Source organism: uncultured Demequina sp., assembly GCF_913055775.1.
Classification (GTDB): domain Bacteria; phylum Actinomycetota; class Actinomycetes; order Actinomycetales; family Demequinaceae; genus Demequina.
Genome location: NZ_CAJXJX010000004.1, coordinates 19,415 through 40,677, shown reverse-complemented (window position 1 = coordinate 40,677; position 21,263 = coordinate 19,415). Strand labels below are relative to the sequence as shown.

Below are 21,263 nucleotides of genomic sequence, written 5' to 3'. Positions count from 1 at the left end.
GCCGCTCCGGCCGAGATGCGCGCCCTTGCCGATACCTGCCTCATCGCCTGTTCGATCTTCGAGAAACGCCTGCGCCGCGCGGGCGGATCGCTCCGCCATTACTCCGGCCTCGGCCAGACCGCCTATGGCGCGGCCGCGCTGACCGAGCAGGCCTATTCCTTCCCCCATATGCGCGACGTGATCGCGGCGGCCACCGGCAATCCGCCGGAGGGTGTGCGCGACCTGATCGACGCCGCGCGCGCCGGCAGGCCATGCCGAATCGAGCCGGCGACGATGAGCGCGATGTTGTTCGCCTGCTCGGCCGTCTTGGTGTCACTGCGGTCGCCCAGCGTGACCGTGCATCGGCCCGACGGCAGCACCTCGTCACCGAACCGGTCCCACAGCGTGGGGCCCCACAGGATGGCCGCCCCCGCGGCCAAGACGAGCACCAGCATGGCGGCGACACCGCCGCCCCGCCGCCGGCGGGCCACGGTCAGTTCGCGTGCAGGGCGGCGTTGAGCTCCACGCCCTTGCCCTGGCGGGCGACGGCCTCGAGTGCGCCTGTCACGGAGTTGCGGCGGAACAGAACCCCGTCGCGACCGGCCAGGTCCCGAGCCTTCACAACCACCGGCGACCCGTCCTCGCCGGTCTGGCCCACGAGCAGCACCTTGGAGCCCGCGGTCACGTAGAGGCCCGCCTCGACGATGCAGTCGTCGCCCAGCGGGATGCCCAATCCGGAGTTCGCGCCCAGCAGCGAGCGCTCGCCGATCGAGATGACCTCGGTACCGCCGCCGGACAGCGTGCCCATGATCGACGCGCCGCCGCCGACGTCGGAACCGTCGCCCACGACGACGCCCGCGGAGATGCGTCCCTCGACCATCGAGTGGCCCAGCGTGCCGGCATTGAAGTTGACGAAGCCCTCGTGCATGACCGTCGTGCCCTCCGCGAGGTGGGCACCCAGGCGGACCCTGTCGGCATCGGCGATGCGCACGCCGGACGGCACCACGTAGTCGACCAGACGCGGGAACTTGTCCACGCCGTACACCGTGAGCTGCTGGCCCGCGGCGCGGAAGCGAAGGCGCGTCGCCTCGAAGCCCTCGATCGCACACGGCCCAGCGGACGTCCACACCACATTCGTCAGCGCGCCGAAGACGCCGTCGAGGTTCAGCCCATGCGGCTGGACCAGGCGGTGGGAGATGAGGTGCAGGCGCAGGTAGGCGTCCTCGACGGATCCGGGCGCTGCGTCCAGATCGATCACGGTGCGCACCGCGCGCACCTCGACCGCGCGCAGGTCATCACTGCGCTCCGCGTCGATGAGATCCTGCGGCGCGGTGGCGCCGGACGGCGCGTCGCCCAGGGCGGGGGACGGGTACCAGGTATCGAGGACCGTGCCGCTCTCGTCGATGGTGGCCAGGCCGAATCCGTATGCGGGTCGCGTCATGGCACCAGGGTAGTTGAGGCTACACGCGCCGAGCCCCCGGATAGGGTGGGCCCATGGCCGATCTCGACCTGACCGCGCCCGTCGAGCAGCTCGCGGCGCACCTCATCGACATCCCGTCGGTCTCCGGGGGCGAGGCGGCCATCGCGGATGCCGTCGAATCCGCCCTGCGGCGCCAGGCCCCGCACCTGAGCCTCACGCGCGACGGCGACGCGCTCATCGCGCGCACCGAGACCGGCGCCGCACAGCGAGCGCTGATCGCCGGCCACCTCGACACGGTGCCGATCAAGACCAACGTGCCGCACGAGTGGCGCGACGAGGGTGCGACGCTGTGGGGACGGGGGAGCGTCGACATGAAGGCCGGCGTGGCCGTGATGCTGTCTCTTGCCGCGCAGCTCGATGCCCCGAGCCGCGACATCACGTGGGTCTTCTACGACCACGAGGAGGTCGAGGAGACCAAGAACGGCCTGGGGCGGCTCTCACGCGGCTACCCCGAGCTGCTCCGCGCGGACTTCGCGGTGCTCTGCGAGCCCACCAGCGCCGGCATCGAGGGCGGCTGCAACGGCACCCTGCGGGCGGACATCACGATCGCCGGACGCGCCGCCCACAGTGCCCGCGCGTGGAAGGGCGTCAACGCGATCCACGGGCTCGCTCCGGTTCTCGGGACGCTCGCGGCCTACGAGCCCGCCACGGTCACCGTCGACGGGCTCGAGTACCGCGAGGGACTCAACGCGGTCGGAGTTCGTGGCGGCATCGCCGGCAACGTCATCCCGGACGCCGCGACCGTCACCGTCAACTACCGCTTCGCGCCGGACAAGACTCTGGAGCAGGCCCAGCAGCACGTGGCGGACGTCATCGCCCGGTCGGGAGTCGAGCACACCCTCGAATGGACGGACCTCGCGGCCGCCTGCCGGCCGGGTCTCGACGCGCCCCTCGCGGTCTCGTTCGCCGATGCGGTGGCGGCGGCCGGTGGAGGCGCCCCTCGAGCGAAGGAAGGGTGGACGGACGTCGCCCGCCTGGGGGCGCTGGGGATCCCCGCCGTCAACTACGGGCCCGGCAACCCCGAGCTCGCCCACCCCGCCGACGAGGCCTGCCCCGCCAGCGACATCCGCTCGTGCCGCGCCGGTCTGGAGGCGTGGCTGACAGCCTGACCCGCGCATCGGCTGCGCGGCACCGACGAACTCAGGAGGCGACATGACCGACTACCACAAGGGTCCCGTGATTCTGCGCGGCCCCAACGTCCCGCAGCTGTCGACCTCCGGCCGACTGCTGGGCGAGCAGGACTCGCCCGACTGGCTGCACGAGGATCCGTGGCGCGTGCTGCGCATCCAGTCCGAGTTCGTCGAGGGCTTCGGGGCGCTCGCGGAGCTGGGACCGGCGATCTCGGTGTTCGGCTCGGCCCGCTCGAAGGCCGATGCTCCCGACTACGCCCAGGGCGAGGAGGCGGGCAGGCGCCTGGTCGAAGAGGGCTTCGCGGTCATCACGGGCGGAGGCCCGGGCGTGATGGAGGCCGCCAACAAGGGTGCCCACGAGGCCGGGGGCGTGTCCGTGGGGCTCGGCATCGAGCTGCCGTTCGAGCAGGGCGTCAACAAGTACGTGAACCTCGGCATTAACTTCCGCTACTTCTTCGCGCGCAAGACGATGTTCGTCAAGTACGCGCAGGGATTCATTGTCCTGCCGGGCGGATTCGGCACGATGGACGAGCTGTTCGAGTCGCTCACGCTGGTCCAGACGCGCACGGTCACCCGCTTCCCGATCGTGCTCGTGGGGCACGCGTACTGGGACGGACTCGTGACGTGGCTGCGCGACTCTGTGGTGGCCGACGGCAAGGCGGCGGCGACCGATCTCGAGCTCTTCCACGTCACCGACAGCGTCGAGGAGGCGGTGCACATCGTCACGGCTCACGCCCGTGGCGAGGAGACCGGCCCGGAGGACGACGAGAACAGGCCCGCGACCGAGGCGATGTGACGGGCCGCGGGGTTCTGACGACCGACGGTCCAGCGTAGAATGGATTCGATCGCCGTCCGATCGACGGCGACCTGAGCATCACGGAGGAGACACACACATGGCTGCGATGAAGCCCCGTACCGGTGACGGCCCGATGGAGGTCGTGAAGGAGGGTCGTGGCTATGTGATGCGCGTCCCGCTCGAGGGCGGTGGCCGTCTGGTCGTCGAGATCAACGCGGACGAGGTCGCGGAGCTCCGGGACGCCCTCGCAGGCGCTCTCCAGTAGTCGTCTTGCCGGGCCCGCCTCCCGGCAGTCTCCCTCGCTCGGCTCGCATGCGGCCGATGCGGTGGCTCAGGCGATCTTGACCGCCACGAGGAGTCCGTCGCCGCTGGGCAGCAGCATCGGCGCGAGCGCGTCGGACTCGCGCACTGCCTTGAGAGTCGTGCGCACCGCCGTGGTGTTCTCGTCGCGCTGCGCCGGGTCCGGCACGCGCCCGTGCCACAGCGCGTTGTCGATCGCGACGACGCCTCCCACGCGCAGCAGTCGCATGGCCTGCTCGAGGTACTCGGGGTACTCGGCCTTGCGGGCGTCGATGAGCACCAGGTCGTAGCCGCCGTCGGTGAGTCGGGGAAGGACGTCGAGCGCCCGCCCCGTGATCATGCGTGCCCGTTCGGGCGCGAATCCAGCCGAGGCGAGCGTGCGGCGCGCGGCCTTGTGGTGCTCGGCCTCGACGTCGATGGTCGTGATCACTCCGGCGTCGCCCATGCCGCGCAGCAGGTACGTGGCGGAGACGCCCGCACCGGTGCCGATCTCGACGGCCGAGCGGATCCCCGCCATGCGCGCGACGAGTTCGAGCACCCGGCCTGCTCCGGGGTGCACCGGCACGCACCCCAGCTGATCGGCGGTGTCGCGTGCCGCGAGCAGTACTTCGTCCTCGGGGACGAAGTCCTCGCAGTACGCCCAGTTGGCGGAATCGGTGCTCATGGCGGCCTCCTTTCCCGAATGGTATCCGTCACATCCTCCCTGCGGCCGATGCCGCGCAGCCCCTTTCATGGGAACATTGGTCTGTCGGTATCCGTTGAGCGAAGCGTGGAGGAGGGAGCCCGAATGACGAGCACGGTCGTGAAGAACATCACGAACGCGTCTCAGGCGACCCCTTTCGCGACCGAGGCGCAGCCCCAGGACCTCACCTGGGAGCGGATCGTCGCGGAGCACTCCGGACGGGTCTACCGACTCGCCTATCACCTCACGGGCAATCAGCACGACGCCGAGGACCTGACGCAGGACGTGTTCGTCCGCGTGTTCAACTCGCTGTCGCAGTACAAGCCCGGCACCTTCGAGGGCTGGCTTCACCGCATCACCACCAACCTCTTCCTCGACCGCATGCGTCGCAAGAAGAGGATCCGCTTCGACTTCATGGCGGATGACGATGCGGCGGTGGCCACGTCCGACAGCTTCGACCGCCATGAGCGGTCGGGGCAGCCCGAGGATGCGTTCGACATGTCTCACCTGGGCGACGACATCGTCGCCGCGCTCGCCGATCTGCAGCCCGAATACCGGGCGGCCGTGGTGCTGAGCGACATCGAGGGCCTGTCGTACGAGGAGATCGCCGCCACGCTCGGCATCAAGATGGGCACCGTCCGCTCCCGACTGTCTCGCGCCCGTGCGAAGCTCCGTGAGTCCTTGGCTCACCGCGCGCCGGTGCGAGGTGGCGAGTGAGCGACGAGCACCTCGGCGACGAGATCCACGATCTTCTCGACAACCGGCTGAGCCCGGCGAAGTCCGCGCTCGCCATGGCGCACCTTGACGCCTGCGAGGAGTGTCGCACCCGCTGGGACGAGCTGCGAGCCGCAAGGGACGCCCTCAAGACCTCCGACGCCGGCATCGACCTCACCTTCGCGCAGCAGCTGCTGGACCGCGACCGCATGGCGCAGATCGCCAGCGGGGAGCCGCGCCATCTTGCCCGCGCCGCGCGCCCGCGCGACCGGCGCATGAGCGTCGCCGCCGTCGCGGTGATCGCGGTGCTGGGCGTCCTGGTGGTGAGCGGTTACCTGGCTGGTGCCCCGGATGAGGTCTCCCTCGAGTTTGCCGAGAGCGACTACGACGGCGAGCCGGCGCTGCTCGCCTTGAACGCGCAGCACATGCGCACCGGCGACCAGCTGCGCAGCTGGGTCCACCCGGACTGGGAGGAGACCGGGCTCAAGCCCGTGAACGCCAAGGTCCTGCGCGCCAGCAACGGCGAGAACATCCTCGTGGCGTCCATGCTCTCGGGCCTGGACCCTATGATCATCACTGAACGACACGGCCGATTGTCGGCGTCGATCTCGGACTACTACGTCAGCGTGGACCTGGGCCACGGCCAGGCGTACCTGGTCAGCGATCAGCCTCGACAGTTGGTATGGCAGACCGGAGATGTCGTGATCTCCGTGACGTGCTCATGCCCCCTGACCACGCTCGAGGCCGCGGCCTCGACGTTCCCGGCGCATGACGACCCCACTTTCATCGACCGCGTCCTGGACGGCCTGAGCGATATCGCCGATGCCACTACTCCCGGCGCGTGAGGAGAGCAGCCATGAACGACAACATCTTCGCGCCTCCTGGCAGCAACCAGGGCGGCCCCACCCCCGACGAGCAGCGCCGCGTGGGCGATGAGGGCTCGGTCGCGACCGACTCCTCGCCGTCCGAAGCGCCGGTCCACGCGCACCCCACGGCGGCCACCCCGGTGCAGCCAGCCACGGCGGCGACCCCGGCGCAGGCTCCGCGCGATCCCCTCGCGCCTGACGCCCAGGGCGTGATCTCCACCGCAGAGCCCAGCCACGACGGCGCCGGCTACGAGCCTCCCGAGCCGCCGCAGGCGCCGCCCTCGGAGCGTCCCGTCGGACGCGTGCGCAAGCGCGCGGTCGCCGGCATCGCAGCGACCGCACTCCTGCTCGGCGTGGGAGGCGGATTCGGTGGAGCGTGGGCCTATGACGAGTTCTTCTCCTCGACGCCGACGGTCCAGGTGGCCACCAGCGACCCGGTCGAGCGAGCCGAGGATTCGGTTGCCGCCGTCGCCGCATCGGTCATGCCGTCGGTGGTCTCGCTCGAGGCCTCCGTGGGCGGAATCGGCACGTCCACGGGATCGGGCTTCGTGATCCGCGAGGACGGTTACATCCTGACGAACAACCACGTGGTCGAGGGCGCGCAGGAGATCACCGTCGTCATGTCCGACGGCACCGAGTTCGAGGCCGAGGTCGTGGGCGCCACCGCCGACTACGACCTGGCCGTGGTGAGCATCGACGCCCAGGGCCTCGCGCCGCTGACGTTCGCCGACTCGGATGAGGTGGTCGTGGGCGACGACACCATCGCGGTGGGCTCGCCGCTGGGCCTGCAGAGCACCGTGACCACCGGCATCGTGTCCGCCGTGCACCGCCCGGTCACCGCCGGCGACAGTTCGAGCACGGCGTTCATCGACGCTATCCAGACCGATGCCGCGATCAACCCCGGCAACTCGGGCGGTCCACTGCTGAACGCGAGCGGCGAGGTGATCGGCGTGAACTCCGCGATCGCCGCGCTGCCAGGGGTGTCGAGCTCCAGCACCGGGTCCGTGGGGCTCGGGTTCGCGATCCCGTCCAACCAGGCCATGCGCACCGCGGAGCAGCTGATCGAGACCGGCACCGCGACCTACCCCGTGATCGGCGTGCAGCTCGACGAGCGCTACACCGGCGAGGGCGTCCTCGTGATCGACGACGAGCTGGGCGTGGTGGCAGGCGGCCCTGCGGACAACGCGGGCGTGGAGCCCGGCGACGTCATCACGGGCATCGACGGACGTCCCATCACGCATCTCGACAAGCTGGTGGTCGCGATCCGCGCCAAGGCCGTGGGCGACGACGTCGTGCTGACCATTCAGCGTGACGGCGAGGAGCTGGAGATCCGAGTGACGCTCGATTCGAGCGCCCAGGTCGACTTCCAGCTTGAGGACGAGACGACCGAGCCGCAAGAATAGGCGGCATGTTCGGCATCAACGGCTGGGAGTTCCTGGTCATCGTCCTGGTCGCCATCCTGGTGGTGGGGCCGGAACGCATGCCCGAGTACGCCCGCCAGCTGCGGGAGTGGATTCGCAGCGCTCGTGACCTCGTGACGCGGAACACGGACCAGCTCAAGACCGAGCTCGGTGCGGACGACGTCGACTGGAAGCAGTACGACCCGCGCCAGTACGACCCGCGCCGCATCGTGCGCGAGGCCCTGTACGAGCCTGCCGCTCCCGCTCCGGCCGCCGAGCCGCCCCGGCCGTCCGAGCCGGGGCGCCCGGCGCCGTTCGACGCCGACGCCACCTGACAACCGCATCGGCCCTCCCCACGCTCCCGCGGTCGATTTCCGCTCGCGTACGCGCTTAACCGAGCGAATCGGGCCCATTTCGCTCGCCTCAGGCGCTAGGTGAGCGAGAATGCACCGCCAGGGGGATGGGGGGAGGGCCGATGCGCGGGTTGGGTTCTCGCCCGGGCGTGGGGAACAATGGGGGCCATGAAGCCCCGCGTGTTCTCGGCCATGCAGCCGACCTCCGATTCCCTCCAGCTCGGCAACTACCTCGGGGCGCTGGTCCAGTGGGTGAAGCTGCAGGACACGCACGACGCGATCTACGGCGTGGTCGACCTCCACGCTCTCACGGTCGCGCCTGAGCCCCAGCAGCTGCGCGACCGCACCCGCGCGACCGCGGCGCAGTTCCTGGCCGCGGGCGTGGACCCCGAGCGGTCGATCGTCTTCGTGCAGTCCCACGTGCCCGAGCACGCCGAGCTCGCGTGGCTGCTCAGCACCTACACGGGCATGGGCGAGGCCGGCCGCATGACCCAGTTCAAGGACAAGTCCGCCAAGGTGGGGGAGTCAGGGACCAACGTGGGCCTGTTCACGTACCCGATCCTCATGGCCGCGGACATCCTCCTGTACGACACCGACCTGGTGCCGGTGGGCGAGGACCAGCGCCAGCACCTCGAGCTGTCGCGCGATCTTGCCGAGCGTCTCAACACCCGGCTGGGCGAGGGAACCGTCGTGGTGCCGGACGCGCACATCGTCGAGGCGACGGCGAAGATCTACGACCTTCAGGAGCCCACGAAGAAGATGTCGAAGTCCTCGGTGAGCCCCAAGGGCACCATCGAGATCCTCGAGGACCCCAAGAAGATCGCCAAGAACATCAAGTCCGCCGCGACGGACTCTGACACGGTCATCGCGTTCGACCGCGAGTCCAAGGCGGGCGTGTCGAACCTGCTCACGATCTACTCGGCGCTCGACGGCCGCTCCGTCGAGCAGCTGGTCGCCGACTACGAGGGGAAGATGTACGGCCACCTCAAGGTTGACGTAGCGGACGTGGTGGTGGAGTACCTGACTCCGATCAGGGAGGCCGCGCTCGACTGGATCGAGTCGCCCGACCGGCTCGACGCCGTCCTCGCGGACGGCGCCGCCAAGGCGCGGACGATCGCGAGCGCGACGCTCGACCGCCTGTACGACAGAGTGGGACTGGTTCCGCCGACACCCGGGAGGTAGTGCGTGACGGACAGCGACGAGTCACTCGTCGACCGCGGCAAGGACGCGGTCGCGCAGGCGAAGACGCTCAAGGAGCGCTTCGACGCCTCGCACGTGGGTCGCACGCTCGAGCGCTACCGGGACGGCAACGGCAACGTCGTCGCCGGCGGCATCGCGTTCTACTCGCTGACCTCCATCGCGGCCGGCGTCCTGATCGCCGTGACGCTCGCGAGCTGGTTCATCGCGGGCGACGAGGAGCTCTCGGATCAGCTGTTCGGGTTCATCGACGACGCCGTGCCAGGCATCATCTCGACGGACTCGTCATCGGGACTGGTCGACCCGGAGTCGCTGCAGCCCACGGCAGTGACCGGCCTGGTCGGCATCATCGCCTTCCTCATCTTGTTCAACACCGCAGCGCGCTACGTGAGCGGCATGCGCATGGGTGTGTGGGCGATGCTCGAGGTGGACGACCGCACGCCGCTGCAGGGCAAGCTCCGCGACTTCGCGGCGCTGCTGGGAATCGCGCTCATGGTGATCCTCGGCGCTGGACTGCAGGTGGCGACCTCCGTGGTCGCGAACCAGGTCTCGGAGATCCTCTTCGGTGAGGCGCCTCAGGAGTGGCTGGTGCGGCTGTCGGGCGCCGGCGTGATGTTCATCGTGGACATGCTGTTCGCGGCCATCGTGCTGGTGTTCCTCGGGGGCGTGCGGATGCCTCTGCGGTCGGTGCTGTGGACGCTGGCGATCGCGGCCTTCGCCATGGGCGTCCTGCGGCAGGCGATGTCGCTCATCATCTCCGGGGTCTCGGACAACGCGGTGCTCGCGCCGTTCGCCGGAATCCTGACGCTGCTGCTGTTCACCGCCTACTCGGCGCGCATCATGCTGTACTCGGCCGCCTTCCTGGGCACCCGTCGCCAACTCGGGCTGCTCGAGATCGAGGAGCTGTCCGACTGGTTCGCGGACTGGGCCCGGGAGCGGGCCGGCGCGACCATCTCGGAGGTGCGGCCCGGAGTCCTGCGCATCGACCCCGGTCCGCAGTATGTGGCGCTCGAGTTCTCGCGCGCGCCGGACAACGTGATCACGGTCGCGCACGTCGCTGCCGTGGGCGAACCCTGGCAGGCTATGGAGACCTCCTCCCTGCGAGTCGCGCAACGGCACGCCGTGTTCGCGCTCGCCGGACCCGCCCGCAAGCGCGGCAACGTCGACGGCACGCTGGTGGTGCGCGGCGACCGGGATGCGCGGCTGCCGGGCGTCGAACTCGCTGCGACCTCCAATGAGCGCTTCCCGTTCGTGGTGCGGTTTGGGGAGGACGAGCTGGGGCGATTCGCTCGCGCCAGCGACGCCCGGGAGGCAGGCGTGTACTTGGCCACGACCATGGAGGAGATCGGCCAGGCAGTGCTCGAATCCGATGGCGGCGACATCTTCCGCGGCCCGGACGGTCGCCGGGCGAGCATCGGCGACCACGTGCGGGCCTGGCTCCGGCGCTGAGTCCCCGGCGTGAACCGCGTCACGTGCGTCTTCTCGCGTGGCACGCCCGTGCGATAGCGTTCGGGAGTCTCGCACCGCCGCCGGCGGTGCGCCGCCTACCTGGAAGGACTCCCGGTGACCACGCCCGATCCGTTCGCCTCGACCCCGGACCCCGGCGCGCAGCAGCCCGGCCAGCCGCCGGCCACCCAGTGGCAGGCATCAACTGTGCCCTCGCAGCAGCCGCCCACCGCCCCCAGCCAGCCGGACTACGCCACCTACGACTACGGCCAGCCGGCGTCCGCCTCCACGTACGCTCAGCCTGCGCCGGGCTTCTCGCAGCAGGCGACGGATGCGTCGGCCGCACAGGCGCAGCCCACCTACGCCGGCGCCTACCAGCCCGCGTACGGCACGCCCGGCTCGCAGGGCACCGACGGCACGTCGATCGCGGCCCTCGTCACCGGCGTCCTGGGCCTGGGCGCCGTCGCGACCATCCTGGGCGCGATCGGGCTGCGCAAGACCGCGGACGGCACGCGCAAGGGAACCGGCATGGCCTGGGCGGGAGTGATCCTGGGAATCCTGGGCACGATCGGGTGGTCGCTCGCGGCGGCATGGTTCATCGCGGGCGCCGCGATCGTCACCTCCTCGGGGCTCGAGTTCGACGACCTCGAGGGTTCGACGGACATCATCTTCTCGGACGCCGACACCTACGGCGACGACCCCGAGCTCGACGCGCTGTGGGACGGCTGCGCCGCCGGCGACATGGCGGCGTGCGACGACCTCTACTTCGAGTCACCGCTGAACTCCGAGTACGAGGAGTTCGGTGACACCTGCGGCGGCCTCGGCAGGCCCGACGGACAGGTCTGGTGCGAGTACTGACCGACCCTGAACAGAAGACGAGGGCGGCACCCCAGTGGGGTGCCGCCCTCGTCACGTCGGGGTGAGGGCGCTCACACCTCGCCGCTGGTCAGCGCGCGCTTGACCTCGGAGATCGCCTTGGTGACCTCGATGCCGCGTGGGCAGGCCTCCGTGCAGTTGAAGGCCGTGCGGCACTTCCACACGCCGGCCTGGTCGTTGAGGATCTCGAGACGGTCCCACTCGCCGTCGTCGCGCGAGTCGAAGATGAAGCGGTGGGCGCCCACGATGGCCTGCGGCCCGAAGTACTGGCCGTCCGTCCAGAACACCGGGCAGCTCGTGGTGCAGGCCGCGCACAGGATGCACTTGGTGGTGTCGTCGAAGCGCTCGCGGTCCTCCGGCGACTGCAGCCGCTCGCGCTCGGGCGTGGGGCCCGAGGGCATCAGGAACGGCATGATGTCGCGGTAGGAGGCGAAGAACGGCTCCATGTCCACGATCAGGTCCTTCTCGACCGGCAGCCCCTTGATGGGCTCCACGGTGATGGGTCGCGCCGGGTTGAGGTCCTTGAGCAGCGTCTTGCAGGCGAGCCGGTTGCGCGCGTTGATGCGCATCGCGTCCGAGCCGCACACACCGTGGGCGCACGAGCGGCGGAAGGCGAGCGTGCCGTCCTGCTCCCACTTGATCGCGTGGAGCGCGTCCAGGACGCGGTCGGTCGCGTGTGCCTCGACCTGGAACTCCTCCCAATACTCGGCGCCGGGCTCACGCCCGTCGAGCCCGTCGGGGTCGTGGCGGAGGATCTTCAGCGTCACCGTGAAGGACTCCACGGCGCCGACCTCTTCGGTCTTCTCTGCAGTCGCAGTCATCAGCCCTCCCCGGCCTAGTACTTGCGTTCCATGGGCTGATACTTGGTGACCACCACAGGCTTCCAGTCCATGCGCAGACCCTCGGGCGTCGCGTAGGCCATGGTGTGCTGCATGTAGTTCTCGTCGTCGCGGGTGGGGAAGTCCTCGCGGTAGTGCCCGCCGCGGCTCTCCTTGCGGCCATCGGCGCCAGCGATGACCACCTCCGCGAGCTCGAGCAGGAAGCCCAGCTCGACCGCCTCGAGGAGGTCCGTGTTGAAGCGCTGACCACGGTCGTGGATCGCGATCGACGCGAAGCGCTCGCGCAGGCCCTTGACCGCCCCCGCGGCCTCGGCCAGCGACTCTGCCGTGCGGAACACCTGGACGTTCATGTCCATGGTCTCCTGGAGCTCCTTGCGGATCTGTGCGACGCGCTCGGTGCCGTCGCCGCCCACGGTCTCCCGCAGCGAGGCGACGAGCCCGGCCACGGTCGCATCCGCATCGGCCGGGAGCTCAGGAGCGGCGTCGACCGAGTTCGCGTACTCTGCGGCGGCGATGCCGGCGCGGCGCCCGAACACGTTGATGTCGAGCAGCGAGTTGGTGCCCAGGCGGTTCGCGCCGTGGACGGACACGCACGCGCACTCGCCGGCGGCGTACAGGCCCTTCACGACGTCGGTGTTGTTGCGCAGCACCTCGGCGTTCACGTTCGTGGGGATGCCGCCCATCGCGTAGTGCGCAGTGGGGAACACCGGCACGGGCTCGGTGTACGGCTCGACGCCCAGGTACGTGCGCGCGAACTCGGTGATGTCGGGGAGCTTCTCGTCGATGTGCGCGGGCTCGAGGTGGGTGAGGTCCAGCAGCACGTAGTCCTTGTGGGGCCCGCAGCCGCGGCCCTCGCGCACCTCATTGGCCATCGCTCGCGCCACCATGTCGCGCGGCGCGAGGTCCTTGATGGTGGGGGCGTAGCGCTCCATGAAGCGCTCGCCCTCGGAGTTGCGCAGGATGCCGCCCTCGCCGCGCGCGGCCTCGGACAACAGGATGCCCAGGCCAGCCAGCCCGGTCGGGTGGAACTGGAAGAACTCCATGTCCTCCAGCGGCAGCCCCGCGCGCAGCGCGATGCCCATGCCGTCACCGGTCAGGGTGTGGGCGTTCGAGGTGGTCTTGAAGACCTTGCCCGCGCCCCCGGTCGCGAAGATCACGGACTTGGCACGGAACGTGTGGACCTCGCCCGTCGACAGCTGGTACGCGACCACTCCGGCGACCGCGACCTCGTCGCCGTCGGCGGCGGCCTGCGGGTCGGAGTCGAGGATCAGGTCCAGGACGTAGAACTCGTTGAAGAATTCGACTTCCTGCTTGATGCACTGCTGGTACAGCGTCTGCAGGATCATGTGGCCGGTGCGGTCCGCGGCGTAGCAGGCACGTCGCACCGCGGCCTCGCCGTGGTTGCGGGTGTGGCCGCCGAACCGGCGCTGGTCCACCTTGCCGGCCGTGGTGCGGTTGAAGGGCAGGCCCATCTTCTCGAGGTCGAGGACCGCGTCGATCGCCTCCTTGCAGAGGATCTCCGCGGCGTCCTGGTCCACGAGGTAGTCGCCGCCCTTGACGGTGTCGAACGTGTGCCACTCGGCGTTGTCGTCCTCGACGTTGGCGAGCGCGGCGGCCATGCCGCCCTGGGCCGCGCCGGTGTGCGAGCGGGTGGGGTAGAGCTTGGTGAGGACCGCGGTCTTGGCGCGCTGGGAGGACTCCAGCGCGGCGCGCATGCCGGCGCCGCCAGCGCCCACGATCACGACGTCGAACTCGTGGTTGGTCACAGCACACTCTCGCAGAAGCTGGGGACGCCTTCCAGCAGCTCGCCGGCGGCGTCAGTGGGACAGGGGTCGAAGGTCCAGATCACCAGGGAGCCGAGCACGATGATGACGATCATCGAGATCCGCAGCGCCCAGTGCAGCATCGCGCGCACGAAGGGCCGCGTCGCGTAGTCGTTGACCAGCATGCGCATGCCATTGGTGCCATGCATCATCGCCAGCACCAGCATGACGAAGTCCCACCACTGCCACAGCGGCGATGCCCACTTGCCGGCCACGAACGCGAAGTCGATCTGGCTCACGCCGTCGCCGGTGAGCAGATTGACGAACAGATGGGTGAAGATCAGCACGATGAGGACCACGCCGGAGACGCGCTGGAAGATCCACGACCAGCGCTCGGCGCCGCCCACGGTGCGGCGGTTCATGGGCCGCCGGGGTGCGGTGAGCTCGGGGGCGGTCATCAGGCACCTCCGAACACGTGCATGAGGTGGCGCGGCAGGAAGCCGGCCATGAGGACGGCGAAGATGCCCCACACGATCCACACCAGCATGCGCTGACGGCGCAGCGCCCACGTCCACCGGTCCACCGCGATGATCCGCAGGCCGTTGAACGCGTGCAGGACGATCGCCGCGACCAGGCCGGCCTCGATCAGGCCGTAGATGGGCGTCTTGTAGGCGCCGATCACCTCGTTGTAGGCCTCGGGGGAGACGCGCACGAGCGAGGTGTCGAGGACGTGGACCAGGAGGAAGAAGAAGATCGCGACGCCGGTCGCACGGTGCACGACCCACATCCACATGCCTTCACGGCCTCGATACAGCGTGGGGGCGGGCGACACGGACTCTCCTTCGAATGTGACTCACGAGTGCCACCATCCTAATGTGGTGTCCGTGACTGAAAACCCCACGGCCCCCCGCAAGAACTCCGGTTTTTTCCCCGTGGTCCCCGCCGGGGGCGTCGGCTCTCGACTATGGCCGCTGTCGAGGCCGGACCGGCCCAAGTTCCTCATCGACCTGCTGGGCTCGGGAGCGACGCTCATTCAGGACACGGTCGCGCGGCTCGCCCCATTGGGGGATGAGGTGATGATCGTCACGGGCGAGAGGCACGCCGATGCGGTGGCCGCTCAACTGCCGGACGTGCCGGCCGCGAACATCGTCACCGAGCCGAGTCCGCGGGACTCGATGGCGGCGATCGCGCTCGCGGCCGCACTGATCGAGCACCGCCACGGCGAGCAGATCATGGGTTCCTTCGCGGCGGACCACGTGATCCCCGACGCTGCAGCGTTCCGCGACACGGTCCGCACCGCGATCGCGGCGGCGGCCACCGGCAAGGTCGTGACGATCGGCATCGAACCGACCGAGCCCTCGAGCGCGTTCGGCTACATCGAGTCCGGCGCCGAACTCACCCACGCTCCGGGCGCCTTCGAGGTCGAGGCGTTCACGGAGAAGCCGGACCCCGAGACCGCGGCGCAGATGCTCGCCGACGGTGGCTACTCGTGGAACGCGGGCATGTTCGTGGTGTCGACGTCCGTGCTGCTGGCACACCTCGCACGGCTGCACCCGACCCTCGAGTCGGGAGTGCGCGAGATCGCCGCGGCCTGGGACGGTCCAGGGAGGGCCGATGCGTTGGCTCGGGTCTGGCCGACTCTCACCAAGATCGCGATCGACCATGCGATCGCGGAGCCCGTCGCCGCCGAGGGCGGCGTGGCGATGGTGCCCGGCTCCTTCGTGTGGGACGACGTAGGCGACTTCGACTCGCTCGCGGCGCTCCTCGCGCCAGGCGCGGATGGCGCCATCCGCATCGGCCGGGATGCCCCGGCCTCGCTGGTGGACGCCCCGGGCACGGTGCTCGTGGGCGGTACCAAGCCGGTGGCCGTCGTGGGCATCGCCGATGCCGTGGTCGTGGATACGGACGAGGCGCTGCTGGTGCTGTCGCGCCACGCGGCACAGCGCGTCAAGGACGTGGACCTCTAGGGCGCAGCCCAGTGCGGCGCTGCCGCGCGGTACGCAAGGAAACCGCGCATCGGCCCGCATGCCAGGTCGGATCGATACCGAACCGTTGCTCTAGAGTCCGCATCCGACGCGAAGCCGTAACAAACCGTGACTAGCATTGGTGCCAACGCACACGCCTGGCGTACCCAACAGGCAAGACATCTAGTGAGGACTACTCCCTATGAAGAACACGATTCGCTTCGGCGCGGTCGCGGCTGCGTCCGCTCTCGCGCTTGCCGCGTGCTCCTCCGCCCCTGAGGACGGCGACGCCCCCGAGGGCGCCGAGGACTACAAGGCCTGCATGGTCTCCGACGCGGGAGGCTTCGACGACGCCTCGTTCAACCAGTCGGCCTACGAGGGCCTGCAGCGCGCCGCCGACGAGCTCGGTGTCGAGACCGCCGAGGCCGAGTCGACCGCTGAGTCCGACTACGGCCCCAACCTCGAGGCCCAGGTCGACGCTGGCTGCGACCTGATCATCACCGTCGGCTTCCTGCTCGGCGACGCCACTGCAGCTGCGGCCGAGGCCAACCCCGAGGTCAACTTCGCGATCGTGGACTTCGGCTACGACGAGCCCATCGACAACGTGAAGCCGCTGTTCTTCGAGACCGACGAGGCGGCGTTCCTGGCCGGCTACGCGGCCGCAGGCGCCTCGGCGACCGGCACGATCTCGACCTTCGGTGGCATCAACATCCCCACCGTGTCGATCTTCATGGACGGCTTCCTGGCCGGCGCGAACCGCTACAACGAGGACATGGGCGGCGACGTCACGGTCCTCGGCTGGGACGGCTCGGACGGCTCGTTCACCGGTGACTTCGAGAACCAGACCAACGGTCAGAACACCGCCCAGGGCTTCCTCGACCAGGGCGCGGACATCGTCATGCCCGTGGCCGGTCCCGTGGGACTCGGTGCCGCCCAGGCCGTGCAGTCGGCTGGCGACGCCTGGCTGATCGGTGTGGACTCCGACTGGTCGCAGAGCGCTCCCGACTACGCGGACGTGGTGCTGACCTCGGTGCTCAAGAACATCTCGAACGCGGTGTTCGACACCATCGAGTCCTCGATCACCGAGTTCTCGAACGACCCCTACGTGGGCACGCTCGAGAACGAGGGCGTCGGCATCGCCGAGTTCCCCGAGGGCGTCGTTCCTGACGAGGTCGTCTCCGAGCTCGACACGCTCCGCGATGGCATCATCGCGGGCGACATCGAGCCGTCGACCGCCGGCTAGTCGCCGGGGAACACCCCTGACAGATCACGAGGGGCGGGTCGCGTGGACGCGGCCCGCCCCTCGTGCTTGACTTGACGTATTCGCCGAGGCAGGCCCGGCGCTGAGGAAGGACAATGGCGTGAAACTCGAGCTCAGGAAGATCACGAAGAAGTTCGGCGATTTCACCGCCAACGACCAGATCGACCTGGTGGTCGAGTCGGGGACCGTGCACGCTCTGCTGGGCGAGAACGGCGCCGGCAAGTCCACGCTCATGAATGTGCTGTTCGGCCTGTACGACGCCGACGGCGGCGAGATCCTGCTCGATGACGAGACGCGCGTCTTCGCCGGCCCGGGAGACGCCATGGCCGCAGGCATCGGCATGGTTCACCAGCACTTCATGCTGGTGCCCGTCTTCACCGTCGCCGAGAACGTGATGCTGGGCCACGAGCAGGTGCGCGGGCCCGCCAAGCTGCTCGACCTCGAGGCCGCGCGCGAGAAGGTGCGCGAGATCTCTGACCGGTTCGGCTTCCACGTGGACCCGGACGCCATGGTCGAGGACCTGTCCGTGGGCGCGCAGCAGCGCGTCGAGATCATCAAGGCGCTGTCCAGGGACGCGAGGGTGTTGATCCTGGACGAGCCCACGGCGGTGCTCACGCCGCAGGAGACGGACGAGCTCCTCGAGATCGTGGGCCAGCTACGCGACTCCGGCACCGCCGTTGTTCTCATCACCCACAAGCTGCGCGAGGTCAAGGCCATCGCGGACACCATCACGGTGATCCGGCGCGGGAAGGTGGTCGGCACCGCCGAGCCGACCGCGTCGCAGGAGGAACTGGCGTCCCTCATGGTCGGCCGCGACGTGTCGATGACCGTCGACAAGGACGACGCCACGCCCGGCGAGCCCATGCTGCGCGTCGAGAACCTGACCGTGATCGATGAGGACACGCGGATCAAGCTGCTCGACGGCGTCTCGTTCGAGGTGCGCGGCGGCGAGATCCTGGCGGTGGCAGGTGTGCAGGGCAACGGCCAGACCGAGCTCGCCGAGGCAATCCTGGGTGTGGTCGATGCTGTCGAGGGCAGCGTCACGCTCGATGGCACGGAACTCATGGGTCGCTCCATCCGCGACAACCTCGATGCGGGCATCGGCTTCGTGCCGGAGGACCGCACCGAGGACGGCGTGGTCGCATCCTTCACCGTCGCCAACAACCTGATCCTCGACCTGTACGACCGCGAGCCCTACTCGAAGCGCGGCGCGATCGACCCCGGCGTCGTGTCCCGCAACGCGGAGGAGCAGGTCGAGAAGTTCGACGTCCGCACCACCTCGACCGAGGCGCTGACCGGCTCGCTGTCCGGTGGAAACCAGCAGAAGGTCGTGCTGGCGCGCGAGCTCGCGCGCGACTTGAAGCTGCTGATCGCCTCCCAGCCCACGCGTGGACTGGACGTGGGATCCATCGAGTTCGTGCACAAACGGATCATCGAGGAGCGCGACAAGGGCGTGGCGGTGGTCATCGTCAGCTCCGAGCTCGACGAGGTCTACGCGCTCGCTGATCGCATCGCCGTGATGTACCACGGGCGGATCGTCGACATCGTCAGCCCTGACACGGACCGCGACACCATGGGCCTGATGATGGCCGGTGCGCATGGAGATGAGGAGGAGGCGGCGTGAGCGGCGAGGAGAAGGGCGGCGCTGCCGAGGAGCGCACGCCGAATGAGCCGGAGGCCGCGTCGCCGGCTGACCCGGAGACCGCGCCCGAGCCGCCCCGGGCGGACGCCCCTGGAGACCCCGGCGCTGACTCCGGCAGCCGGTCGCGCACTGTCCTGCGGGAGATCCTCGAGTCCTCGACGCTCGTCGTCATCATGGCGATCGTCGCATCGCTGGCGATCGGCGGCCTGCTCATCGTGTTCGCGGACGAGGACGTGCGTGAGGCCGCGACCTACTTCTTCTCTCGCCCGGCGGACACGTTCCAGGCGATGGGCGACGCGCTCGGTGGCGCCTACTCCGCGATGTTCAGCGGCGCGGTGCTCAACTTCAATGCGAACGATTTCTCCGGAGTGATCAAGCCGTTCACCCAGACTCTCACCCAGGCGACGCCGCTGATCTTCGCGGGACTGGGCCTGGGCATCGGCTTCCGTGCAGGCCTGTTCAACATCGGTGCGCAGGGACAGCTGCTCATCGGCGCCACGCTCGGTGCCTACGTCGGATTCGCGTGGCACCTGCCATGGGGCATCCACCTGCTCGTCGCGATCGTGGGCTGCGCGCTGGGCGGAGCCATCTGGGGCTTCATCCCCGGCTTCCTCAAGGCCAGGACCGGCGCGCACGAGGTGATCGTCACGATCATGCTCAACTACATCGCGCTCAACTTGGTGGCGTGGCTGCTGACCCTCGACGCGTTCCAGCGCGAGGGCAGCGACAACCCCATCACCCCGATCGTCGATGAGACCGCGCAGTATCCGCTGCTGCTCGGCAGCGATTTCAACCTGCACTGGGGCTTCGTGCTCGCGCTCGCGTGCGCGGCCGGCGTCTGGTGGCTGATGGAGCGGTCCACGCTCGGATTCGAATTCCGCGCCGTGGGCGCGAACCCGCACGCCGCGCGCACAGCGGGCATGAACGTCACGAAGGCGTACATCCTGGTCATGGTCATCGCCGGTGCGCTTGCCGGCCTCGCGGGATCCGCGCCCGTGCTCGGCACCGAGAAGGTGCTGACGACGGCCACTGCGGGATCTCTCGGCTTCGACGCCATCACCGTCGCGCTGCTGGGTCGCTCGCGGCCGCTCGGGACCGTGATGGCGGCGATCCTGTTCGGCGGCCTGCGCGCGTCCGGGCCCACGCTCCAGGTGCAGGCGGGCCTCCCGGTCGACATTGTGTTCGTCATCCAGGCGCTCATCGTGCTGTTCATCGCCGCGCCGCCCCTGGTGAGGTCCATCTTCCGCTTGCCTGCCCCGGCCCACGAAAAGGAGGTCGCGGCATGAGCACCACCGCCGTCGAGACGTCGTCAGCCGCCGCTGGCGCCGAGGCCCCCCGCACGAAGAGCTGGAAGTCCACCATCGGCCTGGGCGTGGTCGCGCTCCTGTCGCTGCTGTTCTTCGGCTTCGGCACGCCCACCGGCGTGCAGACCACCTTCACGATCGCGCGCAGCAGCGACTTCATCGAGCTGCCGAGCGTGACCGTGCCCTCGCGCGCGGCCGCCGTCGGACTGTCGATCGTCGCGTTGCTGCTCGTGGCGTGGGTCGCCTACCGCGCGAATCAGTACCGCAAGGTGGGCATTTGGCTGCCCATCGTGTTCGGCATGGCGATCATGGGCGCGCTGCTCACGTGGGCCGGTGCGGATCGCTCCACGACCACGATCCAGCTCACCGGGCTGCTCACGTCCGCGCTGTTCCTGGCGGTCCCGCTGGTGTTCGGCTCCCTCGCCGGAACCCTGTGCGAGCGCTCGGGCATCATCAACATCGCCATCGAGGGGCAGCTGCTCGCGGGTGCCTTCCTCGCCGCGCTGGTCGCGTCCGCCGTCGGCAACGCCTACGTGGGTCTGATCGCTGCACCCATCGCCGGTGCGCTCGTGGGCTGGCTGCTCGCGGTGTTCTCCACCAGGTACTGGGTGAACCAGATTGTCGTGGGCGTGGTGCTCAACCTGCTGGTGCTGGGGCTCACGAGCTTCTTCTTCAGCACCGTGATGAGCGACAACCCGAACCTGAACCAGCCGCTCAACATGCCCGACATCGCGATCCCCGTGCTGTCGAGCATCCCGGTGATCGGCCCGGTGCTGTTCGACCAGAACCTGCTGGTCTACATCATGTACGCGGTCGTGGTGATCATCCAGATCATGCTGTTCCGCTCCCGCTGGGGTCTGCGCATGCGGTCCGTGGGCGAGCACCCCAAGGCCGCGGACACCGTGGGCATCAAGGTCAACCGCACGCGGGTGCGCAACACGGTTCTGGGCGGCGCGATCGCCGGCCTGGGCGGAGCGTTCTTCACGGTGGCGTCAGGCCTCGCGTTCGGCAAGGACATGTCTGCAGGCAAGGGGTATATCGCGCTCGCCGCGATGATCCTGGGCCGGTGGAGCCCCAAGGGTGCCCTGGCCGCCGCGCTGCTGTTCGGCTTCGCCGATGCGCTACAGCAGCAGCTGGGAGTGATCGGCTCGCCGATTCCGTCGCAGTTCCTGCTGATGCTGCCGTACCTGGCGACCATCTTCGCCGTCGCCGGCCTCGTGGGCCACTCGCGTCCGCCGGCCGCCGAGGGCATCCCGTACAAGAAGTAGGAG

The 21,263-nt window shown here is 69.3% G+C and carries 22 protein-coding genes; 16 read left to right on the top strand and 6 right to left on the bottom strand.

The window, feature by feature from the left end:
- Window positions 1–498: hypothetical protein (locus tag QZ483_RS00890; RefSeq protein ID WP_297081097.1), on the top strand; the 498-nt coding region annotated here is incomplete at its 5' end.
- On the opposite strand, the gene dapD is transcribed toward QZ483_RS00890, so the two are convergent.
- Window positions 473–1,420, bottom strand: coding sequence for a 2,3,4,5-tetrahydropyridine-2,6-dicarboxylate N-succinyltransferase (gene dapD, locus QZ483_RS00885; RefSeq protein ID WP_297081095.1), 948 nt, complete (start codon window positions 1,418–1,420; stop codon window positions 473–475). The two genes, QZ483_RS00890 and dapD, sit on opposite strands and share 26 nt — an antisense overlap.
- A gap of 53 nt (window positions 1,421–1,473) precedes the next feature.
- On the opposite strand from dapD, the gene dapE reads away from it, so the two are divergent.
- The 3 genes from dapE (at window position 1,474) to QZ483_RS00870 (ending at window position 3,650) form a co-directional block, all read left to right on the top strand.
- On the top strand, window positions 1,474–2,568 hold the full coding sequence (gene dapE / locus QZ483_RS00880; RefSeq protein ID WP_297081094.1) for a succinyl-diaminopimelate desuccinylase: 1,095 nt from the start codon (window positions 1,474–1,476) through the stop codon (window positions 2,566–2,568).
- Window positions 2,569–2,611: 43 nt separating this feature from the next.
- Complete coding sequence (locus QZ483_RS00875) at window positions 2,612–3,385, top strand: TIGR00730 family Rossman fold protein (RefSeq protein WP_297081092.1); 774 nt, start codon at window positions 2,612–2,614, stop codon at window positions 3,383–3,385.
- A gap of 97 nt (window positions 3,386–3,482) precedes the next feature.
- A complete protein-coding gene (locus QZ483_RS00870) occupies window positions 3,483–3,650 on the top strand; it encodes a DUF3117 domain-containing protein (protein ID WP_083966629.1) in 168 nt (55 codons plus the stop codon).
- Window positions 3,651–3,716: 66 nt separating this feature from the next.
- On the opposite strand, the gene QZ483_RS00865 is transcribed toward QZ483_RS00870, so the two are convergent.
- Window positions 3,717–4,349, bottom strand: a complete 633-nt coding sequence (locus tag QZ483_RS00865) for an O-methyltransferase (RefSeq protein ID WP_297081088.1) — start codon at window positions 4,347–4,349, stop codon at window positions 3,717–3,719.
- Window positions 4,350–4,472: 123 nt separating this feature from the next.
- Here QZ483_RS00865 and sigE point away from each other — a divergent pair, with 123 nt between their 5' ends.
- The 7 genes from sigE to QZ483_RS00830 all read left to right on the top strand — a co-directional run bounded on the left by sigE (window position 4,473) and on the right by QZ483_RS00830 (window position 11,201).
- Complete coding sequence (gene sigE / locus QZ483_RS00860) at window positions 4,473–5,084, top strand: RNA polymerase sigma factor SigE (RefSeq protein WP_297081085.1); 612 nt, start codon at window positions 4,473–4,475, stop codon at window positions 5,082–5,084.
- Complete coding sequence (locus QZ483_RS00855) at window positions 5,081–5,926, top strand: anti-sigma factor (RefSeq protein WP_297081083.1); 846 nt, start codon at window positions 5,081–5,083, stop codon at window positions 5,924–5,926. Before sigE ends, QZ483_RS00855 begins: the two co-directional genes overlap by 4 nt.
- A gap of 11 nt (window positions 5,927–5,937) precedes the next feature.
- The gene (locus QZ483_RS00850; RefSeq protein ID WP_297081082.1) at window positions 5,938–7,350 is read left to right on the top strand and encodes a S1C family serine protease; all 1,413 of its coding nucleotides are present in this window, start codon (window positions 5,938–5,940) and stop codon (window positions 7,348–7,350) included.
- Between the two features lie 5 nt (window positions 7,351–7,355).
- Window positions 7,356–7,682, top strand: a complete 327-nt coding sequence (locus tag QZ483_RS00845) for a twin-arginine translocase TatA/TatE family subunit (protein WP_297081080.1) — start codon at window positions 7,356–7,358, stop codon at window positions 7,680–7,682.
- 177 nt (window positions 7,683–7,859) lie between these two features.
- On the top strand, window positions 7,860–8,882 hold the full coding sequence (gene trpS / locus QZ483_RS00840; RefSeq protein ID WP_297081078.1) for a tryptophan--tRNA ligase: 1,023 nt from the start codon (window positions 7,860–7,862) through the stop codon (window positions 8,880–8,882).
- A gap of 3 nt (window positions 8,883–8,885) precedes the next feature.
- Complete coding sequence (locus tag QZ483_RS00835; RefSeq protein WP_297081076.1) at window positions 8,886–10,346, top strand: YihY/virulence factor BrkB family protein; 1,461 nt, start codon at window positions 8,886–8,888, stop codon at window positions 10,344–10,346.
- 114 nt (window positions 10,347–10,460) lie between these two features.
- On the top strand, window positions 10,461–11,201 hold the full coding sequence (locus QZ483_RS00830) for a DUF4190 domain-containing protein (RefSeq protein ID WP_297081074.1): 741 nt from the start codon (window positions 10,461–10,463) through the stop codon (window positions 11,199–11,201).
- 71 nt (window positions 11,202–11,272) lie between these two features.
- On the opposite strand, the gene QZ483_RS00825 is transcribed toward QZ483_RS00830, so the two are convergent.
- Genes QZ483_RS00825 through sdhC form a run of 4 tightly spaced genes read right to left on the bottom strand, consistent with a single transcriptional unit; the run spans window position 11,273 to window position 14,653 of the window.
- Window positions 11,273–12,040, bottom strand: coding sequence for a succinate dehydrogenase iron-sulfur subunit (locus tag QZ483_RS00825; protein ID WP_297081072.1), 768 nt, complete (start codon window positions 12,038–12,040; stop codon window positions 11,273–11,275).
- 14 nt (window positions 12,041–12,054) lie between these two features.
- Entirely contained in the window at window positions 12,055–13,824 is a 1,770-nt protein-coding gene (gene sdhA, locus QZ483_RS00820; RefSeq protein WP_297081070.1) for a succinate dehydrogenase flavoprotein subunit, read from the bottom strand.
- A complete protein-coding gene (locus tag QZ483_RS00815) occupies window positions 13,821–14,243 on the bottom strand; it encodes a succinate dehydrogenase hydrophobic membrane anchor subunit (RefSeq protein WP_297081098.1) in 423 nt (140 codons plus the stop codon). The genes sdhA and QZ483_RS00815 overlap by 4 nt, the downstream gene beginning before the upstream one ends.
- Window positions 14,244–14,278: 35 nt before the next feature.
- Window positions 14,279–14,653 carry a succinate dehydrogenase, cytochrome b556 subunit gene (gene sdhC, locus QZ483_RS00810; RefSeq protein ID WP_297081068.1) on the bottom strand — a complete coding sequence of 125 codons (375 nt, stop codon included), beginning with the start codon at window positions 14,651–14,653 and terminating at the stop codon, window positions 14,279–14,281.
- Between the two features lie 52 nt (window positions 14,654–14,705).
- On the opposite strand from sdhC, the gene QZ483_RS00805 reads away from it, so the two are divergent.
- The 5 genes from QZ483_RS00805 to QZ483_RS00785 all read left to right on the top strand — a co-directional run bounded on the left by QZ483_RS00805 (window position 14,706) and on the right by QZ483_RS00785 (window position 21,260).
- Window positions 14,706–15,788, top strand: coding sequence for a mannose-1-phosphate guanylyltransferase (locus QZ483_RS00805; RefSeq protein WP_297081067.1), 1,083 nt, complete (start codon window positions 14,706–14,708; stop codon window positions 15,786–15,788).
- A 199-nt stretch (window positions 15,789–15,987) separates the two neighbouring features.
- Window positions 15,988–17,028 (top strand): BMP family protein, encoded by a 1,041-nt coding sequence (locus QZ483_RS00800; protein WP_297081065.1) that lies wholly within the window; start codon window positions 15,988–15,990, stop codon window positions 17,026–17,028.
- Window positions 17,029–17,146: 118 nt separating this feature from the next.
- A complete protein-coding gene (locus tag QZ483_RS00795; protein ID WP_297081063.1) occupies window positions 17,147–18,670 on the top strand; it encodes an ABC transporter ATP-binding protein in 1,524 nt (507 codons plus the stop codon).
- The gene (locus QZ483_RS00790) at window positions 18,667–19,974 is read left to right on the top strand and encodes an ABC transporter permease (RefSeq protein WP_297081061.1); all 1,308 of its coding nucleotides are present in this window, start codon (window positions 18,667–18,669) and stop codon (window positions 19,972–19,974) included. The genes QZ483_RS00795 and QZ483_RS00790 overlap by 4 nt, the downstream gene beginning before the upstream one ends.
- On the top strand, window positions 19,971–21,260 hold the full coding sequence (locus tag QZ483_RS00785) for an ABC transporter permease (protein WP_297081060.1): 1,290 nt from the start codon (window positions 19,971–19,973) through the stop codon (window positions 21,258–21,260). The genes QZ483_RS00790 and QZ483_RS00785 overlap by 4 nt, the downstream gene beginning before the upstream one ends.
- The last annotated feature ends 3 nt before the right edge of the window (window positions 21,261–21,263 follow it).